This window comes from uncultured Methanobrevibacter sp., assembly GCF_902774605.1.
Lineage (GTDB): Archaea > Methanobacteriota > Methanobacteria > Methanobacteriales > Methanobacteriaceae > Methanocatella.
Map to the genome: position 1 here is coordinate 1 of NZ_CACYJE010000021.1, position 20,795 is coordinate 20,795.

The following is a 20,795-nucleotide window of genomic DNA, read 5'->3' on the forward strand; positions in this document are numbered from 1 at the left end:
TTGAAAATATCTTAAAAAAAAGTTAAAAAAAAGTAATGAATATTGAAAAATTATCTTTCCAGTTCACCGGCGATGAATTTTTCAACGTTTTCATATGCTTCGTCATCAGTGTATTGAATCGGAGGATGCTTCATTGTGTATGAGGAGATTGAAGTCAATTGTCCGCCAATGCCTCTTTCCAAACCAATCTTACAGCATCTTACAGCATCAATCACACATCCAGCGGAGTTTGGAGAGTCCTCAACACTTAATCTGAGTTCAATGTTCATTGGAACATCACCGAATGTGCGGCCTTCCATCCTGAGGAAGCATAGCTTGTTATCGTTTTGCCATGGGACATAGTCACTAGGTCCTATGTGTATGTCACGATCATCCATTCTTTCGGTTAGCACGGATTGAACCGCTTCGGTTTTGGACTCTTTTTTGGAGTCTAATCTTTCACGGTTGAGCATGTTTAAAAAGTCAGTGTTACCACCAGTATTGATTTGATAGGTCCTGTCTAATTTAACACCCCTATCCATGAATAAGCTAGCTAGTGTTCTGTGTGTGATAGTAGCACCGATTTGAGCTTTGATATCGTCACCTACAATTGGAATTCCTTTTGCCTTGAATTTAGCATCCCATTCATCGTCACTTACAATGAATACTGGCATGCAGTTCACGTATGCGATTTCAGCGTCAAGTGCGCATTGAGCGTAGTATCTTGCAGCCTCTTCGGAACCCACCGGCAAGTAGTTCACCAATATTTCAGCGCCGCTTTCCTTAAGGACGCTGACAACGTCAACAGGTTCCTCGTCGCTTACGACGAAAGTGTATTCATCATCATATTTTGACATGTGGTCTGCCACACCGTCCAATACATGACCCATGCTTACTTTAACGTCATATTTTGGAATGTCCTTCTGGAATATTGTGGTACAGTTAGGTTTGGCAAATATTGCCTCGTCAATAGTTTTTCCCACTTTCCTTGCATCCACATCGAATGCAGCTACAACTTCAATGTCACTTGGAGTGTATCCTCCAATATCCCAGTGCATTAATCCAATTGCATCTTCTGGGTTTTTACCATCATAATAATGTATTCCTTGGATTAAGGAACTTGCACAGTTTCCTAATCCTACAATCGCTATTTTAATTTTATCCAATATAAACACCAGCTAATATTAATTATTAAAAATAATACTTTAAATAAATAAAATACTAATATTATGTTATGTAGTATACTTTATATAATTATTGTTTTTTTAGGCACTTTAAAAAGTCTAGTGAAAATCACAATTAACTTTTTTTACAAATTCCAATGCCTCATCAAACGCATCATCCAAATCCCCCTTGGAGTCGAATTGCGTTTCAATCAGTTTCAACGTGTCATGATTGTAAATCATTTTCGGATAATCCATGTAATTGGGCCCGAACATTGAAGTTAAGTGATGGTGAGTGTCCTTAGGACAGTTGAACTCATGGCCTTCGAATTCTATTTTAGTCAATGGGAATGTCTTGTCATAATCGAAAATCCTTATTTTCCAATGGGGGATGCCTTCAATGGTGTCTGAAAACTGTCGGGTTTTGGAATCGGTGAATCCCACTGATTTTCTTGCATTGTCGATTTCATCCATGTACCTGATTCTGCCATTGAGCAGGTCATTGTGAAACTTGTACTGCGCCGGGGCGAAGCTGTTTCGGATTTCATCCACCTTGTCATCCTCAATGAAGTCGAATGGAAAAACGTCAATCTTGACGTAGGGCTTGAGCCATGCAAACTGCAGGAAATTATACTTGCCGTCAACAAGGTCATTGCCGTACCGGTCCTTGGCATCGTATGCGCTTTTAACACCATCATAATAGTTTTTCCTGTTTTCACAAAGCAGTGTCAAGCCGCAGAATTCATCCAATCCGCAAGCCTTGATTTCCTCAGGCAGGACCTCGATCAGTTTATTGTAGTCATGCCTTAAAATCACCAGGTCAATGTCATCATCCCATGGAATGAATCCTCCATGCCTCACAGCACCCAAAAGGGTTCCGAAGCCAAGCCAGTAATCCAGGCCGTGCTTCCTGCATACATTATCCATGAAAATCAACAGTTCCACGTAAAGCGCACGGAACTTCATATGGGTTTCGCTGAATGTGAGCTTGCCATCCTCGCCGGTGAGGTTTGAAAGGAAATCCTCGGTGGATACTCCTGTGGAATTGTTTATCCTATCTGTCATGTCAAAACTCAATTTCAGGATTCTTGGATTGAATTTAATGAAATCCGGCAATTTAAGATAATAGTTTTCCAAACCCATATTAACACCAAAACGCTTATTAAAAATAGTTTTTTCAAATCATATTTTTAAATATACTCCATAATAAAAGTTATGGGCGAAATCGTGGCAAACCGGTTGAATTGAAAAGGATAATGATTAATAATAGTTAAATATAATTATCAACAATTAAAAAAATTAACATCAATGAGAAATTAGTGAGTTTGAACATGAAGAAAGTCCTTTATATTGCATTCAATTATAATCATGACACTGGAATCGCATCGAAAAGATTGAGGGGAATATCAAAGTACCTGCCGTCCTTCGGATGGAAGCCCATTGTGATTGTTCCCAGAACATCCAATGACACCGTAGAGATTGATGGCGTTGAAGTTGTTGAAACCGATTATCAGGACATGATTTCCAGGTTCATGCCGAAATCAAACAAGAATACCGGAAGAAAGAGGGAAGTGAGCGGAAGCGACCAGACAAACAGGTTCGTCTCAAAGGGACTGTCCCTAGCCGGCGAGATATTCGCATACCCCGACAGCATGAAATACTGGAAAAAGCCTGCATTCGAGGCATCATGTGAAATAATTGAAGGCGAAAGGATTGATGCGATAATGTCCTCCTCATCGCCAATCACCTCCCATCTCATAGCCCATGACCTGAAGGAGAAGTATGGCATCCCATGGGTTGCCGATTTGAGGGATTTGTGGAATATGAACCCTTACGTCAACCATAATGCCGTGAGGAGATTTTTCGAGAAAAGGTTGGAGATGAAAACGTTCAGCAATGTTGATGCGCTGACCACAACAACCGATCTGGCAAGGGACACTCTTCAAGGCATCCATCCGGATAAGAGGATAACCTCAGTCGTTTCCGGCTTTGACCCTGATGATTTTGAAAAGACACGTCAAAGCGAACATAGTGAGAAGCTGACCTTGATGTATGCCGGATCGCTTTACAAGGGCAGAAGAGACCCTTCAATACTCTTTGATGCCGTGCATCAGCTGATTGAGGAGGATAAAATCGGCAGGGACAATATCATGATTGATTTTTATGGCGATGAAATAAATCTAAGGGAGCTTTCAGAGAAATATGGCATCACCGGAAACGTCAATATCCACGGCAGGATAACCCAGGATGAAGTATTGAAGCATCAGATGAACGCCGATGTGCTGCTTTTGATTTCCTGGATGAACGAATCCGAGAAAATGTTCATACCCGGCAAGGTCTATGACTGCATCGGAGGTAAAAAGCCTATACTGTCAATAGGATATCCTGAAGGATCGCTTAAGGACCTTATCGCCAAGACCAATATCGGATACCATGTATCAGATGTCGAGGAATGTAAAAAAGCCGTTTATGATTACTACACTAAATATTACAAGAATGAATTGAAATACTGCGGAAATGAATTTGCAGGAGAATACTCCTTAAAAAACACTGCAAAAAGATTTGCGCAGATACTTGAGGAAATACAATGAATCCATATATTGAAATTATAAGACCTGGAAACGCGTTGATGGGTGCGATATCCATCATACTGGTTGCATTGATAGACAAAACAATAAGCGTCCCAGTCGTGCTTGCGATGGCCGCAGTGTTTTTCGAAACCGCCGCTGGAAATACTATAAACGATTACTTCGACTACAAGATTGACTTGATAAACAAGCCGGAAAGGCCAATACCGTCAGGAAGGATTTCCCTCAAGAACGGAAGGAACTACGCTTACCTGCTATTCCTTGCAGGAACAGTGTGCGGATTCCTGATCAGCTACCTGACCAATAACTGGATACCATTCGCAATCGTGTTAATAGCTGATGTTGTGCTTTACCTATACGCCTATAAACTGAAGTCAACACCATTAATCGGCAATTTGGCAGTTGCTTTCATGACAGGTTTCGGATTCGTGTTTGGAGGATTCAGCATAAACAATCCAAGCATCATCATGACCTCAATATTTCTGGGATTCTTCGCCTTCGTCATGACCGCCGCCCGTGAGATAATTAAGGACATTGAGGACATTGAAGGCGACAAGGCCGATGGCGCAAGGACATTGCCTATAATAATCGGGACTAAAATCCCTGCAGTTATCGCAACAGTGCTCATCATTGTCGACAGCGCATTATGCCCATTATTATACTTCCAGCATATTTTCGGAATACTTTATCTGGTCATTATCGCCATTGCAGTTGTGCTGTTCCTATACAGCGCCTTCATGATTATGAAATCACAGGATGAGCAAACCGCAGGCAAGGCATCAAAATATCTGAAAATAGGAATGCTCATAGCATTCGTTGCATTCGCCCTCGGTTCATTCTAATTCCTTTTATATATTTTTATGGCGTTGAACTCCTGGACAAGGGAATAGTCGGTGAGGTTGGTGCCTCCCGACGATACATAATACGTTGCATTGCCGTTGAGCAGTTCCTTATTCAACAGTGTGGCGTTTCCAATGTTTCCGGGAATGAAAACATTCTTTTGAAGATACCATGTTTGAGCGTAACCCCTGTTTGAAAACACTATGCCCTCCTTTCCGTCAAGCCAATTGGCAGCATTCTGTTCGCAGATAGGGACAGGGTCGTCCTCAATATGAATTACAAAGGTCCAGCAGATGCTCAGCATCAAGAGCATAATGACTATTGGGACCACATACTTGACCTTGCTTTTGAAACGGTTGAGCAGTATCTCAACTGCAAACACTACCAGAAATACGAATCCCGGAGCCATTGATGTGAAATACCTGTTTGTCTTGGTGATATGCGCCGAGAAAAATATGAGATAAGCCAGGAACAGTCCCGCCATGGCGATATTGATTGCAAGATACGGGTAAGTGCTCAGCCAGATGTTGTCCATGCCCTCAAAGTTTATGATTATTTTCGTAAGCGAGTATGCAAGCAGATACATACCGGCAAACAGTATCAATTCGGAATAGAAAAACGAGAACTTGCTGGCCGTGAAAAATGATGCGAAGACCATGACTATTGAAATTGCCAGCAGGACAAACATGAGTTTAGAGGGAACTTTCCATTTATATATGCTGGAATCCATATCCCTGATCTTCATATAGGAATCCCTGAATGTCTTTAAAAACATGTAAGTGATTAAAATAACGCCAATGATAGCTACAATCAAAATAAGGTTTCCGATAAATGCTTGGCCTGATGAAATGTTATATGTTATGGAATTAATGTAGAAAAACAGGTCATTGTGAACAACACGTCCCGCATAAGTGATTACGCGACTGCTTTGAGAGGATACTGAAGCGGCCTGGTTTATGAAACCCAGAGGAATTTCATTAATCATGAAATATGCGAAAAACGGTACTGAAGTTAAAATCCCCGCCAACACGCCGCCCAACAGGTTTTTATAATATTTTTTGATGTTGCTTGCAATGTTGGTTCTGCTCATGAAGTACAGCACCATCACCCCAACGCTTATGGCACCAACGTACTTTGTAAAAAAGCACAGCACCGCCAAGGGAAATGCGATGTAGAAGTATTTCTGATTTTTTTCCATTGCCTGAATGAAAAAGTACAGTGCCCACACCATTACTGCGACAAATGCAATGTCCAATGTCCCATTGGCCACCCATCTGATGTTGATGAACATTGTGGCGTATAGGAAAGCACCGAAAAAGGAGTAGAAATTATTGAATCTTAACCTCAACAGGTAAAACATGCCCATTATGCCAATGAAAAAGAAGATTCCCGAGGTTATGATTATGCTTGTTGATGAAACAAAGCCCAGCCTGAACAGTATCGAGGTCAGGAAAGGTATGAACGGAGGCAGGTACCCCACGAACCTGTAGCCGTCAATCTCAACGCCTGACATTTTAAGGGCTTCAATCAGATAGTAGAACACATCCTGATACTGGTTTCCCAGAATATGATGAGTTGAGTTTTGATATATTATTGCAGAAGTTATCACCAGGGCAACTGTCCCAATGGCAAGTATCGCCAATCTGTTCTCCAATTTCTTATCCATGCCAATCAAGCAAAATCCCCCTTATTGTTAATACTTATTTTCTTATGCTAATTAAATATTTTTGAAAAAGTATTATGTATTGAAAGTACAAATAATACATATAATGTTAAAAGATTTCGATTTGAATAAAAAAGATTATTATTGCCTGATCATAATTGCAGTTTTCAGCATTATCCTAACAGGCAATTACATAATATTCAATTCCAATTTTGGAATATACTGTTCTGACGTTTATGTTTATCTTCTCAATGCACTCTACTATACAGGAGTCAACATACGGTCAACCGGAACAATATACCTATCGCCCTTGATTTGCTTTCTAACATCAATATTTTTCTATGCAGGATTCATAGACAAACTGGCGATCTACATTGTGACTGGAGCCTTTGCAATATTCGGAAACCTTGGATTTTACATCCTGCTTAAAAGGTATTTCAATGAGACATTAAGCCTGGCAGGGTGCATAATCTATTCTTCAATGACACTTTACCTCACATGGCTTGCCAATGGAACGCTGGACATTCCGGCAGTGTCAATGATAATCTGGACTGCCCTGTTTACAATAATGGCAGTCGACGACAATCCCCGATTCTACAAGCATGCAATATTATTCATAGTCCTGGGAGTGTTTACAAGATACACGGTGCTTTTAACAGTCCCTGCATTATTGCTTTATTATGTTTATCAAAAAGGATTTAGAGTGGAATCCGAGGATTTCACAGAAATCAAGAAGGGAATCATCATCGCATTGATCCTTGCAATAATTACGATAAGTGCGGTTTCCATAATGGGAAGCGGGCATTTCGCCGCCAGCGGACAGATTTCCAATGGAATAAGCGGCGCCCAAGGTTCAAATGTGGATCCGGCATACAATACCGATGTCAGCTATTATGTGAGCAACTTCCTGAATTTCATTTCAAACTCACATACCGTCGTTAACGGAAACCCCATTCTGGAAAACCCCACACCACTAGCCTATGCAATCGTCGCAATCATCATTATCGGAATGGGATTGTGGCTCTATGACCATAAAAGAGGATTTGAAAGAAAAGATTTAATCCCAATAATGTTTTTCATATTAGCGATAATCAGCTTTACCAGAATCAGTTCAGTCGTTACAACATTGCTTGTTCTAATCGGACTTTATTTCCTGGGCAAGGACAGCGAGTGTAAAAACGAGTGCATCATGCTCGCATGGATATTTTCAAACCTGATTTTCCTCAGCTATTACAACATCAAGGTGAATCGTTACCTGCTTCCGGCATTTCCAGCAATAGTGTATTTCATTTTGCTTTCAATAGATACAATCAACGCCCATGTTAAAATCAACAGGAACATCATACCGGCCGTTCTGATTGCACTGTTCATTGTTCAGGCATTCACGTTCACATTCACCTTTGAGCCTACAAATGAGTTCAAAGCCATAGAAGAGGTTTCAGATTACATTATCGACAACAATCCCGATTATGAGAACCTACCCATCGGGGTTTACAATGTAAGGGCATACAACTGGTGGCTGGGAAGCCATCTTTTACCGATAAGCAGCAGCGACCAGGACATTATCGATTCAAGCAACGCCACCTATTACATCTCCGATAGGGTGCTGAATAATGTTACAAACTATACCGAGATAAAAAATATCGATCACATTTACATATATGAGAAGAGTGTTTAAAATGAGGATTCTACATGTTGTGCCTTCATTCGCCCCATGCTTCGCCCATGGAGGAGTGGTGAATGCATCCTACCAGATTGCAAAAAAACAGGTCGAGGACGGACATGACGTCACCGTCTACACTACCGACAGCTGCAATGAACGGTTGCGGTTTGAAGACAACTATAATGTTGATGTTGATGGGATAAAAGTGTTCTACTTCAAGAACCTGTCAAACAACATCAAGAACAAGCTAACCATCGACACTCCAGTCTCCGCAATCAGCCACATCAGAAGGACAATTGCGGATTTCGACATCATCCAGATTCACGAGCACAGGCACTCCCTTGCGATTGCAGCCCACAGATACGCCAAGAAGAACCATGTACCATATGTCCTGCAGGCTCACGGGTCAGTTCTCCCGTTCTTTCAAAAGGAGAAGATGAAGGAGATTTTTGACAGGCTATGGGGCTTTGACATACTCCATGATGCGTCACGAGTGTTTGCACTCACTGAGGTTGAAAAGGAACAGTACCTTAAAATGGGCGTGGCTGAGGACAGAATCGAGATTGTCCCATTGGGAATAAACCTGGATGAATACGCCAATCTTCCGGAAAGTGGAAATTTCAAATCAAGATTTGGCATTGACGCTGAAGACAGGGTAATATTGTTTTTGGGAAGGATCCATGAAATCAAGGGACTTGACCTGTTGGTCAATGCATTCGATAAGATCAGAAATGACAATGTCAAGTTAGCCATTGTCGGCGGCGATTCAGGTTTCAAGGACACTCTTGACGATATGATTGAAGAAAGGGATTTGCAGGACAAAGTAATCTTTCCAGGAGTCCTGACTGGCCGTGACAAGATTGAGGCGCTGGTTGACTGTGACGTTTTCGTCATGCCCTCAAGGTATGAGTCATTCACAACAAGCGGCCTTGAGGCAATGGCCTGCGGCAAGCCGCTGGTTTTAACCAGGAACAACCACATCCACACATGGGTCAAGGATAATGTGGGACTTGTCTGCGATTTTGATGAGGATGACCTGTCCAATTGCATTGAAACATTGCTGGACAATGGGGAATTGTGCAGGGAGTTTGGCGAAACCGGCAGGAAACTTATTGAAGACAAATATGATTGGGACAAGGTTTCAAAACATATTGAATCCATATACCGGTCTTGTTTTTAAGCGATTTTTTTAAACTATATATAATAAAAAAAATAAAAAATATATATCATAAAAGCAATTTTAAGAGGATAATATGAAAGTTGTATGCTGTAAGAACTGTGGTGCCAAATACCAACTCGATGATGATGACGATATCACAACATTTGAGTGTTCTTCATGTGCAGGTGACTTAGAATACTTGGAAGATTATTCCGATGGCGAAGACAACAAGACATCCTCCTTTGTTGATTCATTCAAATATGATAATTCATATATTGTTCAATGTGAAGATTGTGGATTAAAATACAAGATTAAAAGTAGCGACAGCATACTTGATTATGAATGTGATAGCTGTGGAGGTTCCTTAAGATATTTAGACGATGAGATGAACAAGGAATTGGATAAATATCTTGAAGAAAGGAAAGAAGAATTGAAAACCATCAGGCAACAATCCCAAGCGGACAAACCAACATCTGGAGAATTATCAAATGAAGAGGAAGACCGTTCCTTAAGGTCATTTACACATAAAATCGGCGACTTTTTCTCAGAGGAAAAGATGCTCAAGATAGCTGATGATGAGAAAAGGGAAATGGAGCTTGAAAAAGAGGAAGAGATTCCTAGAACTGCAAGAACTACCATTCCCCAAGCGGTTTTATCCAAGTTCGGTAAAGAATTCGCTGTTCCCAAAACCAATGATTACAATATTCTGAAATCTTTCCTTAAAGATGAATTCTTTAGGAGCATGAAGGAATATTATCCAAATGAGCCTGACAAATCCTCAAACGGATTGCTCAATAAGATCAGCATTAGGGAACCTGACAGCGACGAGATAATACCGAATGAAACTACACTGACCGATGACAATGACGGCGGCTTTGATATCAATAACCTTGATACCAATGAAATCATAATACTTGTGGGAGCAGGCATTTTCATCGTAAGTATTATTGAAATATTGATTATGAATAGCGGTGTCGGTATTGTTGCATTATTCATTGGAGTTATAATGCTTTGTTTCGGACTTTATAAAACTAGAGATGTTAAGCAAACTGAAGAAAGAACAAGAATCATCAGAGAACACTTGTTAACCCTTTCCGATGAATATTATGTATTCTATAATGTTAAAACTCCAACAGCACCATCAGGAATCAACCACCTGGTTGTAGGTCCAACTGGAATATATGCTCTTTTGTCTCAAAAGTACAATCCAAAACTCAGGCTCGAGGCAGAAAACGAGAACTTGAACTTGATCGGTTCTGCCGATTTGGATGAGGACAAGATTGAAGAGGTTCCGACAAGGGACAATACCAGAAGATTCAGGTACACCACCAAGCAGGCCAAATTCTCACAGGACAACAAGATTAAGCAAAAGGCATTGTCATTGGGTGAAGACTTAATCAACTTCCTAAACGACAACAACATTAAGAACTGTTTTGTGGAGCCTTTGGTTGGGTTTATCAACAATGAGGTTGTTGTTATAAACATGCCTTTGACTGATGAGGACCTGTTTATTGATGAGCTTTTAAATCAGATTAAAACAAGCACTATCAAGTTGGATCAGGAAACCATTGACAAATGTGCTGTTTTACTCAGTCATTATTCTGCAGACTGCTCTGCAGAAATTTAATTTCTTTTTTTGGATTACCATGATTTTCAACAAACTTAAGCAAAAGTTTTACCTGCATAGATGTCGAAAGGTTGCAAAAAGCTGTGGCGATAACTTCAAGGTAAATGGTGAAAGTTACGTTACACCAAACACTAGTTTAGGCAATAATGTTAATTTTAACGGCATGAAGATTCAAGGAAATGGCAATGTAATCATCGGCGACAATTTCCATTCAGGCATAGAGTGCATGATAATCACCAGCATCCACAACTACGACAAGGGAAATGCGATACCCTACGACAACACCATCATCTCAAAGGACGTTGTTATTGAAGACAATGTATGGTTGGGAAACAGGGTAACCATATTGCCCGGCGTAAGAATAGGCGAGGGTGCAATAATCCAGGCCGGAAGCGTGGTCGTTAAGGATGTTGAAAAATATGCAATAGCAGGAGGACACCCTGCAAAAGTCTTCAAGCACCGTGACATTGACCATTACGAGAATTTAAAAAAAGAAGGGAAATTTCATTAGGAATCAATTTTATAATGCATATTCTCCTAAATGATATTACTTTAAAAAAGTTTAAATTATACCATATTTTTTCAAGAAATATTTGAAGGATTCATTTCTTTCAATGGCTAAATCAACATTAAAATTAAAGCTCAAATAGTTAAAGAGTTTATTTTTATTGAATGAAGTGTTTGAAAGGATTTCATCAAAATCCTCCTTTGTTATACCATCAGTGCTTTCAGGAATAACAAATTCAGAATATTCATCGATGTGGGTGTCGATGCCTGCTAGACACCAGCTTTCAAGTTCCTCTACGACAATTACTATTTTATCTGATGTGATTTCATCATCCAATTCTTCAATACGTTTATCTTTTCTGGAAGTGATGCATGGATAAGTATGACTGTCTAAATCACTTAATAGAACATAGTCCTGATTAGCCTTAGCAGTTTTAATGAGCTTTTTTACTTCATGATTTCTTGTTTTTTGATAAGGTATTGGAATAATGTTAATGGAATGTTTAATGAAAAGATTATGCAGAACCTTTTTGACAAATAACAAGTCCTCCTTACCTTCAACGAAAACAAAAAGATTCCTCATTATTCTAACCCCAAATAATCATTTACAAAAACACTGTCAATTCCGAGTTCTTCAATAAACGGTTTTACTGTATCATTATCCATTACTCCTTTAATGTTAGAAAAGCCATTTCCATCACGAGATATGAATAATATGCTCTCCAGTTCTGAGTATTTTAAAAGTTCGGGAGAATGAGTTGTGATAATAACCTGTTTATCTACAGATTCCATCATTAATATCAATTGATTAATCAAGGAAGGATGAATGTGCCTTTCAGGTTCTTCTATTAATATTATTTCACTTTCTTGGAAATATAGAGCTATTAAAATTGCCATAATAGTGCTTGTCCCATCAGAGATGAATGGAGCAGGGATTTTAACATCATTATACTTTTCAACAATCATGAAAATACGTTCTTCATCCAATATTTTATCAACAGATACCTCTTTGACATAAGGCAGCATATTTGTATAGTAGATTAAAAATTCCTTTTTCTTGTTTTCATCGTTTAAAATATTTTTTAGCACTGCAGGCAGGTTTCCACCATGTTTTGTTAGTTTTTCATTATTAGTTGCATCGATGTTTTTGCAGAATTTTGGATCAAAATCATACAGAGAAATATTTTTAAAGAAATCTCCCCATTTGATAGGAATTGTAGCCAATGCAGAATTGATTATAGGAGCATTGTCATTTTTGAAGTTTTGTGAAACAATATCAACTAGAGCATCAGGAATTATTTCAGATATTTCCAACTCTTTGAAATCCTCTAAAAATTCAACTTGCACATTGCCATTATTATTTTTAATAATAATTTCATTACCCTCAATTTTTTGATTGTTGGCGAATTTTACATCACAATTTAATTTAACAAGTTCATTTTGAACTTTACATTCATTTTTATCGAAATTAAAGCAAATTTCATAATCCACAGTGTTAAAAGAGAATAAAATATCCTTATTCGAACCCAATCTAATTGATTGATTAATATCTGAAAATTTAACTTCAATGCAGGATTCCAGATTATTTTCAAGTAAATTGAAATTTTTAACAAAAGCTCCGCCCTGTTTATTTATAGCATCATGAAAATCATAAGACAAATCATTTAATAATTCAAAAACTTGGACAAAATTTGTTTTACCAGAACCGCAAGCACCAATTAAAACATTGAACTTGTTTAAATCCAAATAAACATCATCAAATGTTTTAAAATTTTTTACCCTAATTTCAGAAACATACATTTAAATCAAAACCTTACAATGAAAAGAATACACTTAATAACTCAATTTGAACTTCATCATTTAAATAATTTCAGTTTTAAAAGATAACAATTTTACATATTAAGACAACTTTTGCTTTAAATAAAAAAAATACCTGCATATAATGCATTGTCCCCTATTTTATGGATTATTATTCTAGATTGTGATTTTTTCGTGCAGGACATGGGTTCGTACCATCATATTCGCATTTGCCGTGAGTAATTTTTAACCCCCTTTTCTGTTCGGAATATTCATTTGTATTTCTTGGGAAAGATTATTTTGAAAAATCCTTCTAGCAATTTGTTGGTTTTGACATAACACTCAAATCCAAAAAAATATGAGATTTAAAATTAATCATATCATGCCCTTAATCAAATTGATCTCTTTTTTATCAATTCCTCTTAAAAGGAACAATACAATAAAGTAAATTACAACCGCAACTGCAATAACAATCACCATATTCAAAATACCATAAGGATTAGCAATCATTACAAAAACACCCATAACAGCTGATGCAATGACGATTTTAGCTATGGACCTGTAGTCAAACGGCAGAAGAGCATATCTTTTTGAGTAGATTACCGTTACTGCAAATGCAAAGAAATAGCAGAAGAGTGTTGCAAGACCTGCACCATAAATTCCAAGGTAAGGAACTGAAAATACATTTAAAACTACATTTAAAATAGCCACAGTAATCCAAATATGGCTCAAAATGGTTGTCTTTTTCTCCAATATGATTATATTATTCACGATACCATATATTCCCATAAACATAGCGCCGATTGCAACAATCGGAGTGACCATAAATCCACTGTCTGCAATAATGGTTGTTGTTAAAATATAAAGCAAAGGTTTTGAAAGCAAGCTCAAACCTACAATGGCCGGAACAGTAATCAAAAGATAGTATTTCATGGAATATGTCAGGAATGTGTGAACTGTATCCATATCGCCTTTTTCATAATATTCAGGCAACACAGCCGGAAGCAAAACCGCAAATGGAGTCAGAAACATTAAAATTAGATTCCCCAATGCGTAACCTGGAGAATAACATCCGACAGCTGCAGATCCAAGAAAAACACCAATGACAATCCTGTCACTTGAATCAACAACCCATGATGAAACATTATTGGGAACAGTCGGAATCGCAAATTTCAATTCCTCCTTTAATCCCTTGAACTTTGTAGTGAAACCCAACTCCTTAACAATCAGAACAGCCATTGCTATGAATACCAATAAAAATCCGGACAATCGTCCTAAAACTACAACATCAATAGGCTGATGAGCCCATGTCAGTGCAATGCTTACAACCACACCAATATAGGTTTGCAGAACCAGAAATGTCGAATAAAGCGCAATCTGTTGAAATGTCCTGAAATAGCTTAAAAGCATCAGGTCAAGGCATGCGAAAAATGATATGGCAATTACAATATACATTATCTGCAAGCTTCCATCAAACAGAGCATCGGCGATTTGCGGTGAAAATACTAACAATACCACACTCATCACCAAAGTTGATGCCAAAACCAATAGCATCATCGAATAAAACGACTTTTTAATGACATTCTTGTCCTTTTCCGCCGCCAGAAATCTCACCATAGTGAACGGAAGTCCAAGGTTGACAATGTTTGGAACCAATGAAACGAAAGTGTTTACCTGTGACCATACCCCATAATCCGCAGTTGAAAAACTTTTAGTGATTATGGGAATGAAAATTAAACCGCTGATAGAGATTAAAATATTGGAAATACCTACAATACCTATTCTCTTGATAAATTTAACATATTCATCCATTATCAATCACGCTCTTCAATAATTCCTTGTCAAACTTCTTAAAGAAGAAATTCTTATCGTATTCAGTAGGTTTGAAACTGTTGAAATTATCTGTTAACTCATCAACATCCTTAATCTTGAATACAAAACCCTTTTCTATTAAATCGTCCAGATATTCAGTGCCCGGCACATCCACGATAAATGTTTTGCAATTGAACATCAGCCCCTCATAGATTGCAGTTGAAAATGCTCCGATTTGGTGGCTGGATTTGGCCATTAATTCATATAAAGGAATTTCACTGTTGTCAATTACCTCGAAATTGTCAAAACTTGACGCTTCAACCAATTCAGGATAATTTTCCCTCCATGTTGCATATTCACCGGGATGCAATTTATAAATTATGTTAAAATCTTTCTGGGATTTGGCGAATTCAAAAGCGATTCGTGAGAGGTATTTTCCAATAACCCCCTGAGAAATGAAAAGAACCTGATTGTCAATAGATTCAATACCAATATAATCCTTGGATTGTGATTCAAAATAAGAAAAACCAATCGGAACAATATTGTCTTTGGATATTGGACATGATTTCTCATTAATCCAATAATCGCCAAAAGTCAGAATTTTATCTGGAAAATAAGGAATTTCACCATTCAATCGGGTTTTTTCAGGATATGAATATCCCAAATGATAATCGGTGATTGTTCCATGCTGAAGCTCTATTGCCTGAATTCCCAAAGATTTTGCAGCTGCAACAATAGCCAAATTTTCATAAGACACGACTACAAAAATCATTTTAGGTTTTCTTTTTTTGAATAGTTCAACATACTTTTTAAAATCATGCTTGAAATTTAAAATATGAGTTGTAAGCATCCATAAAATGTTAAGTTTTATATCAAAAGTGTCTTCAAGTTCTTTTTGAACCTTTAAAACAAGTTCACGTTCCTTGGAAGTGAATTTTATCTTATTAAATTTTTTATAGATGTATGAGCCCAATTCTATCCTGTCAGTGTATTTAATATATTCCTGCTTTATTGTGTAGTGCTGATTGATATAAGGAGCTTCCATGACTTCAAATGAATATGAATCCTTAAGCAGATTCACTAAAAAATTACTGTAAATGTCACAGTATTCCCCATCAAATATAACCTTGCGGGGATGGTCAAAAATAAGAATGTCAGTAGTATAATTTCCGCTGAAAGGATTATTCATTAAAGAATTTTTAAAAAATGGTGTGAATGATTTGACCTTATCTCCAAGAGATAATGATTTCTGCTGTGGTGCGCCGAACATCTTTGTTTTCCTTGTTATATCATAATAAAGATGCATTCTTATTAGCTGCCATGCATAGCATCCCTGAATTTTCTGATAGTTGAGATTGTATTTTTCCTCAAGGTCAAAAAAAGCTTCACAGATGTCTCGAACACTAACACTCATTAAAACACCAATCTATTCCAGCATGTCAAAATCAAGCAATGCATCCTCGCCAATGTCCACCTTGGCAGTCTTTCCAATTACCTTGTCGATTTCAGACGGATATATTCCAGTTCCAGGACGCTTGAAGGTCAAATCATCTTTTGCAATTGTTTCACCCTGTTTTATGTCGCGCACTGCTACAATTGATCTTCTTGCCTGTTTTCTGGATGATGATTCGCAAATCAATGGCTGCTTGTTTTTCTTACCGTTGATCTTGGACAGGAATCCGACGTTGTTCCTGAACACCAGCACGTCATTCGGGTCCATCGCATGATAATGGTCGTTTCCCTGCAGGGACTTGTCCAGTGTGAAATGCTTTTCAAGAATGGTTGCACCGTAATTGTAAGCGGTTGTCAATACCACCATGTTTGAGTCGGGTTTAGTGTGATCAGAGTATCCTATCTCATAGTCCGGGAAGTTTTCAGCCAAATCCTTAATCATCAATAGGTTGGCATCCTCATATGCGGTCGGATAGGACAGCACGCAGTGCATGATGGCAATGTCGACTGTTGAAACCTCCTCAATAGCCTTAACCGCCTGCTTGATTTCATTCAATGTGGATGCCCCTGTGGACAATAGTATTGGCTTGTTCTTGCTTGCAATGTATTGTATGAATGGTATGTTGGTCAAATCGGAAGATGAAATCTTATAAATATCCATGAACTCATCCAAATAGTCGACGGATGCGAAATCGAATGGAGTGGATAAAAACATTATCCCCACTTCACGACAGTACTCGGCCAATTCCCGATATTCCTCTGCGCCGAACTTGTCGAATTTCTTGAACAGCTCGAATTGTGATGTGGTAGGCTCCTCGGACAAGTCCCAGTAAGCCGGGGAGTTTTTGGATGCAATTGTTTCAGCCTTGTATGATTGGAACTTGACTGCATCAACACCGCATTTTTTAGCCTCATCAATCATGAGCTTAGCGGCTTGCATGTCAGTGATTTCCTCCTCACGGGCAATGTCATAAAAGTTAACGCCTATTTCTGCAATCAAAAATGGATATTTATTAAATATGTTCATAAGTATCTACCTGTTTAATTCAAATTTCCTGTATTCCTCACGGATGATTGACCAAATGTTTTCAAAACCGTTTTTCAAATCAACATTCAGCATCTTCTTATTCATTTCAACTCTCAAGTCATAATTATTAACCAGATTGATGAACTCGTCAATTATCTGCTGCCTTCCGACGTCCTCGCCGAGCCCCATGTTGATGAACCCATTGGATTCGTTGGCAAAAACATGTGTCAGTTCCCTCTCGTTCTGGCACAGACAAATGGTTGGAACTCCCAGGGAGCAAATCTCATACATTGTCCTGCCTGCGGAAGTGAATATCAAATCTGCCTTGAACATGAACTCGCTGATGTTTGAAACGTTCCTGTAAATCTGGATTGCCTGGTTTGACTCGTACTTGCCGATCAGATCTTCAAGGCCACTGTAGCCCAAGCCGAGTATGACGTTGATTCTTCCCTCATAATTGGTTGACAATATTGAATCGATGACCTTTTCGGTGAAATTGTTCGGGTCGGTTCCTCCGAATGTTATAAGCACATTGTTGACGTTGTGGGTGATGATTTTCTGTGGCTGGAAGTAGAACTCATCCTTTAAAATATAGTATTTATGTCCTGTGAATATCTTGTCCTCTCCGATTTCATGCTCATACAATGCGTCGAATACAACATCGGCCACTTCGGTACCGGTTCCCAGATCCTCGAAATTAACGACGAAGTATCCCTCATTCTTCAGCATGGAAACGTATTCCCTTGAAGTGTCTAGAACATCATTCATCACCAGTTGAGGGGAATACATTCTTAATAATCCCATTAAATCATCAAGCCCATCGTAGAGCTTGTAGGGATAATTGTAGTTTTCAACTATGTCGATTCCCAGCTGATGGTTCTCATCAAGCAGGAACAGCACCTCATGGAACACGAGCTTGGATGCTATGGACAGGCACCTGTAGACGTGTCCGGTTCCGATTTCATCATATGCGTTTACGACAATGGCTATTCTTTTCTTCTGCAAGTAGTTTTCCGCTATCCACCAGTCCTCATAATTGTCTATGTCAACGCTTTCCTCCCGGGAAACCTCAATCAATTCGATGTTGGTTCCGAGACGGGAGTCCTCATGGACGCAGCTTCTGCGGGTTGCAAGGATTGCACCAGTTTCGCGGAATTCCTTCGGAAGGTACTGCCTGTTTTTCCTTTCAATATAGTTTGGGAAGTACCTTTGGTTTGCCTCGTCAAATCCCCAGCTCAAGTGCCTGTCATCAACAACGGATATGACACTGTCAATTGAAAAATCTTCGAATTTCTCGATTGCAGCATCCAAAGTGGATGTCTTAATCAATGGAGAAGTGGGCTGCAGTGTTATTACAATGTCATATTCATCGAATGCCTGTTTTTCCTTCTGGTTCATTGCATCATATATTACCGGGTCCAACGGTATCTCGTCACTGGACAGTTCCTCGGAGCGCCTGACCACACTTGCCCCGAATTTCTCAGAAATCAATGCAATTTCAGAATCATCAGTAGTTACAACAACATCATCAACATAACTGGAATGCCTTGCAATATTGATAGTGTAAGAGATTAATGGCTTATTGTCCAATAATCTTATGTTTTTGCGGGGAATTCCCTTTGAACCTCCCCTAGCCGGAATAACTACTAAAATCTTATTATTGTTAAACATGATTATCCCTTAATACATAAAATTTAATTAATACAATAGTAACATATATTTATAATATAATATTAAATCTTCGGTGTTAATATGAATATGAAAGAAATGTCAAAAAAGTTATTGGATAAAATCAACGAATTAGCCACACCCGTTAAAATAATGCACGTGTGCGGTTCACATGAACACACCATCATGGAAAATGGAATCAGAAGCCTGCTTCCCGAAGAAGTGGAAATCATTGCAGGACCGGGATGCCCGGTCTGTGTTGTCCCTTCACGTGAAATCGATGAGGCATTGGAGCTGATTGACAAGGGAGTTACAATCACAACCTTCGGAGACATGCTGAGAGTTCCGGGTTCCGAAAGGTCCCTTGCAGATGCAAAAGCTGAAGGGGGAGATGTCAGAGTGGTGTACGGTATCAACAGGGCGATTGAAATAGCCGAGAAAGTCGACAATGATGTTGCATTCATCTCAGCAGGCTTTGAAACAACCGCCCCGACAACCGCAGCGGAACTGCTTGCAACCCCTCCTGAAAACTTCTCAGTGCTGTCATGCCACAGGCTGATTCCACCGGCAATCGACTTTTTAATCAACTCAGGCGAAACCAGCCTCAATGCATTGATCCAGCCAGGCCACGTTTGCACAATCATCGGAACCAAGCCTTTCGAGTACTTCTCAACAGATTACGGAATACCTCAGGCAGTGGCAGGGTTCAACCCATTGGACATTCTAATGTCCGTGTACATGATTTTAAGACAGATTCATAATGAAACACCGAAAATAGAAAACGAGTACAAGAGGGCAGTGCGCGAAGAGGGAAACACTGTTGCAACAGACATGATCGAGCAGGTTTTCCAGGTTGAATCAAGGGAATGGAGAGGTTTTCCAAAAATACCCAATTCCATTTTGGAAGTCAAAAAGGAATTCAGCGATTTCAACGCTCGTGAGAAATACGACATTGAAGTCAAGGACGTTACAGAAGCTCCTAAAGGATGCATCTGCGGACCGATCCTCAGGGGCCTTGCAAGGCCGGAGGACTGCAAGCTCTTTAGAAAAGCATGCAACCCTCTTCACCCGATTGGAGCATGCATGGTAAGTAAGGAAGGAACATGCAACATTGCACACAGATACTCAAGGGGATGAATCAATGGCAATAGAGGCAATAGCAGTAGACATCGATGGAACAATAACTGACGACACCAGGAAAATATGCATATCCGCAATTGAAGCATTGAGAAAAGCAGAAGATGCAGGAATCCCAACAATCATAGTGACCGGAAACGTCGTGAACTACGCATATGCCGCTGAAGTCCTCATAGGATGCAGCGGAGGATTAGTGGCTGAAAACGGAGGAGTCGTTTTCAAGGAAGGCGAAAACAACAATGCCGTTGAAACAATGGTTGAGCGTGACTTCGTAACCTCAGCAGAAAAGCATCTTAAAGAGAAGCTGGGAGATGAATTCAACAGGCACGCATCCCATGACAACATGTATCGCCTAACCGAGACAGTATTCTACAAGACCCTTGACAAGAAGATATTGGAGGATGCACTGGAAGACTTCGAATACATAGACCAGCTTGAAATCTATGACAGCGGATTTGCACTCCACATCACCGACAAGAGAGTGAACAAGGGAACCTCATTAAGGTATCTATGTGAAAGGAACGGCATAAACATGGAAAACGTCATGGCAATCGGGGACAGCCAGAACGATGAAGACTTCCTCAAAGAGGTCGGCTGCAAGATAGCCGTTGGAAACGCTGACGACAAATTAAAAGAGATCAGCACATACGCCTGTGAAAATTATTATGGTGACGGAGTGGCTGAAGCGATAGAGAAATTCGCATTATAAGTGA

General features: G+C 39.2%; 17 protein-coding genes. 8 read left to right on the plus strand and 9 right to left on the minus strand.

All coding sequences use genetic code 11. The annotated features are described in order from the left end of the window. Positions 1-50: 50 nt before the first annotated feature. On the minus strand, positions 51-1,145 hold the full coding sequence (locus QZU77_RS05480) for an inositol-3-phosphate synthase (protein ID WP_295601193.1): 1,095 nt from the start codon (positions 1,143-1,145) through the stop codon (positions 51-53). 117 nt (positions 1,146-1,262) lie between these two features. After that, positions 1,263-2,285, minus strand: coding sequence for a phosphorylcholine transferase LicD (locus QZU77_RS05485; RefSeq protein ID WP_295601196.1), 1,023 nt, complete (start codon positions 2,283-2,285; stop codon positions 1,263-1,265). Positions 2,286-2,473: 188 nt separating this feature from the next. Here QZU77_RS05485 and QZU77_RS05490 point away from each other — a divergent pair, with 188 nt between their 5' ends. After that, complete coding sequence (locus QZU77_RS05490; protein ID WP_295601199.1) at positions 2,474-3,733, plus strand: glycosyl transferase GT4 family protein; 1,260 nt, start codon at positions 2,474-2,476, stop codon at positions 3,731-3,733. Continuing rightward, entirely contained in the window at positions 3,730-4,572 is an 843-nt protein-coding gene (locus tag QZU77_RS05495) for a UbiA family prenyltransferase (protein ID WP_295601202.1), read from the plus strand. The genes QZU77_RS05490 and QZU77_RS05495 overlap by 4 nt, the downstream gene beginning before the upstream one ends. Here the strand turns inward: QZU77_RS05495 and QZU77_RS05500 are convergent. After that, complete coding sequence (locus QZU77_RS05500; protein ID WP_295601260.1) at positions 4,569-6,236, minus strand: glycosyltransferase family 39 protein; 1,668 nt, start codon at positions 6,234-6,236, stop codon at positions 4,569-4,571. The two genes, QZU77_RS05495 and QZU77_RS05500, sit on opposite strands and share 4 nt — an antisense overlap. Positions 6,237-6,339: 103 nt before the next feature. On the opposite strand from QZU77_RS05500, the gene QZU77_RS05505 reads away from it, so the two are divergent. The 4 genes from QZU77_RS05505 (at position 6,340) to QZU77_RS05520 (ending at position 11,193) form a co-directional block, all read left to right on the plus strand. Then, positions 6,340-7,911 carry a glycosyltransferase family 39 protein gene (locus QZU77_RS05505; RefSeq protein WP_295601205.1) on the plus strand — a complete coding sequence of 524 codons (1,572 nt, stop codon included), beginning with the start codon at positions 6,340-6,342 and terminating at the stop codon, positions 7,909-7,911. Between the two features lies 1 nt (position 7,912). After that, positions 7,913-9,076, plus strand: a complete 1,164-nt coding sequence (locus QZU77_RS05510; protein WP_295601209.1) for a glycosyltransferase — start codon at positions 7,913-7,915, stop codon at positions 9,074-9,076. A gap of 73 nt (positions 9,077-9,149) precedes the next feature. Next, positions 9,150-10,682, plus strand: a complete 1,533-nt coding sequence (locus QZU77_RS05515) for an NERD domain-containing protein (RefSeq protein ID WP_295601212.1) — start codon at positions 9,150-9,152, stop codon at positions 10,680-10,682. Positions 10,683-10,701: 19 nt separating this feature from the next. Further along, entirely contained in the window at positions 10,702-11,193 is a 492-nt protein-coding gene (locus tag QZU77_RS05520; protein ID WP_295601215.1) for a DapH/DapD/GlmU-related protein, read from the plus strand. Between the two features lie 51 nt (positions 11,194-11,244). Here QZU77_RS05520 and QZU77_RS05525 read toward each other — a convergent pair whose 3' ends face one another. From QZU77_RS05525 to QZU77_RS05550, 6 genes are all read right to left on the minus strand, one after another. After that, complete coding sequence (locus QZU77_RS05525) at positions 11,245-11,772, minus strand: hypothetical protein (protein WP_295601218.1); 528 nt, start codon at positions 11,770-11,772, stop codon at positions 11,245-11,247. Further along, on the minus strand, positions 11,772-12,989 hold the full coding sequence (locus QZU77_RS05530) for an AAA family ATPase (RefSeq protein ID WP_295601221.1): 1,218 nt from the start codon (positions 12,987-12,989) through the stop codon (positions 11,772-11,774). The genes QZU77_RS05525 and QZU77_RS05530 overlap by 1 nt, the downstream gene beginning before the upstream one ends. 372 nt (positions 12,990-13,361) lie before the next feature. Further along, positions 13,362-14,798 (minus strand): oligosaccharide flippase family protein, encoded by a 1,437-nt coding sequence (locus QZU77_RS05535; protein ID WP_295601224.1) that lies wholly within the window; start codon positions 14,796-14,798, stop codon positions 13,362-13,364. Next, the gene (locus QZU77_RS05540; RefSeq protein WP_295601227.1) at positions 14,791-16,212 is read right to left on the minus strand and encodes a sialyltransferase; all 1,422 of its coding nucleotides are present in this window, start codon (positions 16,210-16,212) and stop codon (positions 14,791-14,793) included. Before QZU77_RS05540 ends, QZU77_RS05535 begins: the two co-directional genes overlap by 8 nt. A gap of 12 nt (positions 16,213-16,224) precedes the next feature. After that, positions 16,225-17,277 carry an N-acetylneuraminate synthase family protein gene (locus QZU77_RS05545; protein WP_295601229.1) on the minus strand — a complete coding sequence of 351 codons (1,053 nt, stop codon included), beginning with the start codon at positions 17,275-17,277 and terminating at the stop codon, positions 16,225-16,227. Positions 17,278-17,283: 6 nt separating this feature from the next. Then, positions 17,284-18,948, minus strand: a complete 1,665-nt coding sequence (locus tag QZU77_RS05550) for a cytidylyltransferase domain-containing protein (RefSeq protein WP_295601232.1) — start codon at positions 18,946-18,948, stop codon at positions 17,284-17,286. Positions 18,949-19,035: 87 nt separating this feature from the next. Between QZU77_RS05550 and hypD the strand changes: the two genes are divergently transcribed. After that, positions 19,036-20,082 carry a hydrogenase formation protein HypD gene (gene hypD, locus QZU77_RS05555; RefSeq protein ID WP_295601263.1) on the plus strand — a complete coding sequence of 349 codons (1,047 nt, stop codon included), beginning with the start codon at positions 19,036-19,038 and terminating at the stop codon, positions 20,080-20,082. Between the two features lie 4 nt (positions 20,083-20,086). Continuing rightward, positions 20,087-20,791, plus strand: a complete 705-nt coding sequence (locus tag QZU77_RS05560; RefSeq protein ID WP_295601236.1) for a phosphoglycolate phosphatase — start codon at positions 20,087-20,089, stop codon at positions 20,789-20,791. Positions 20,792-20,795 lie beyond the last annotated feature (4 nt).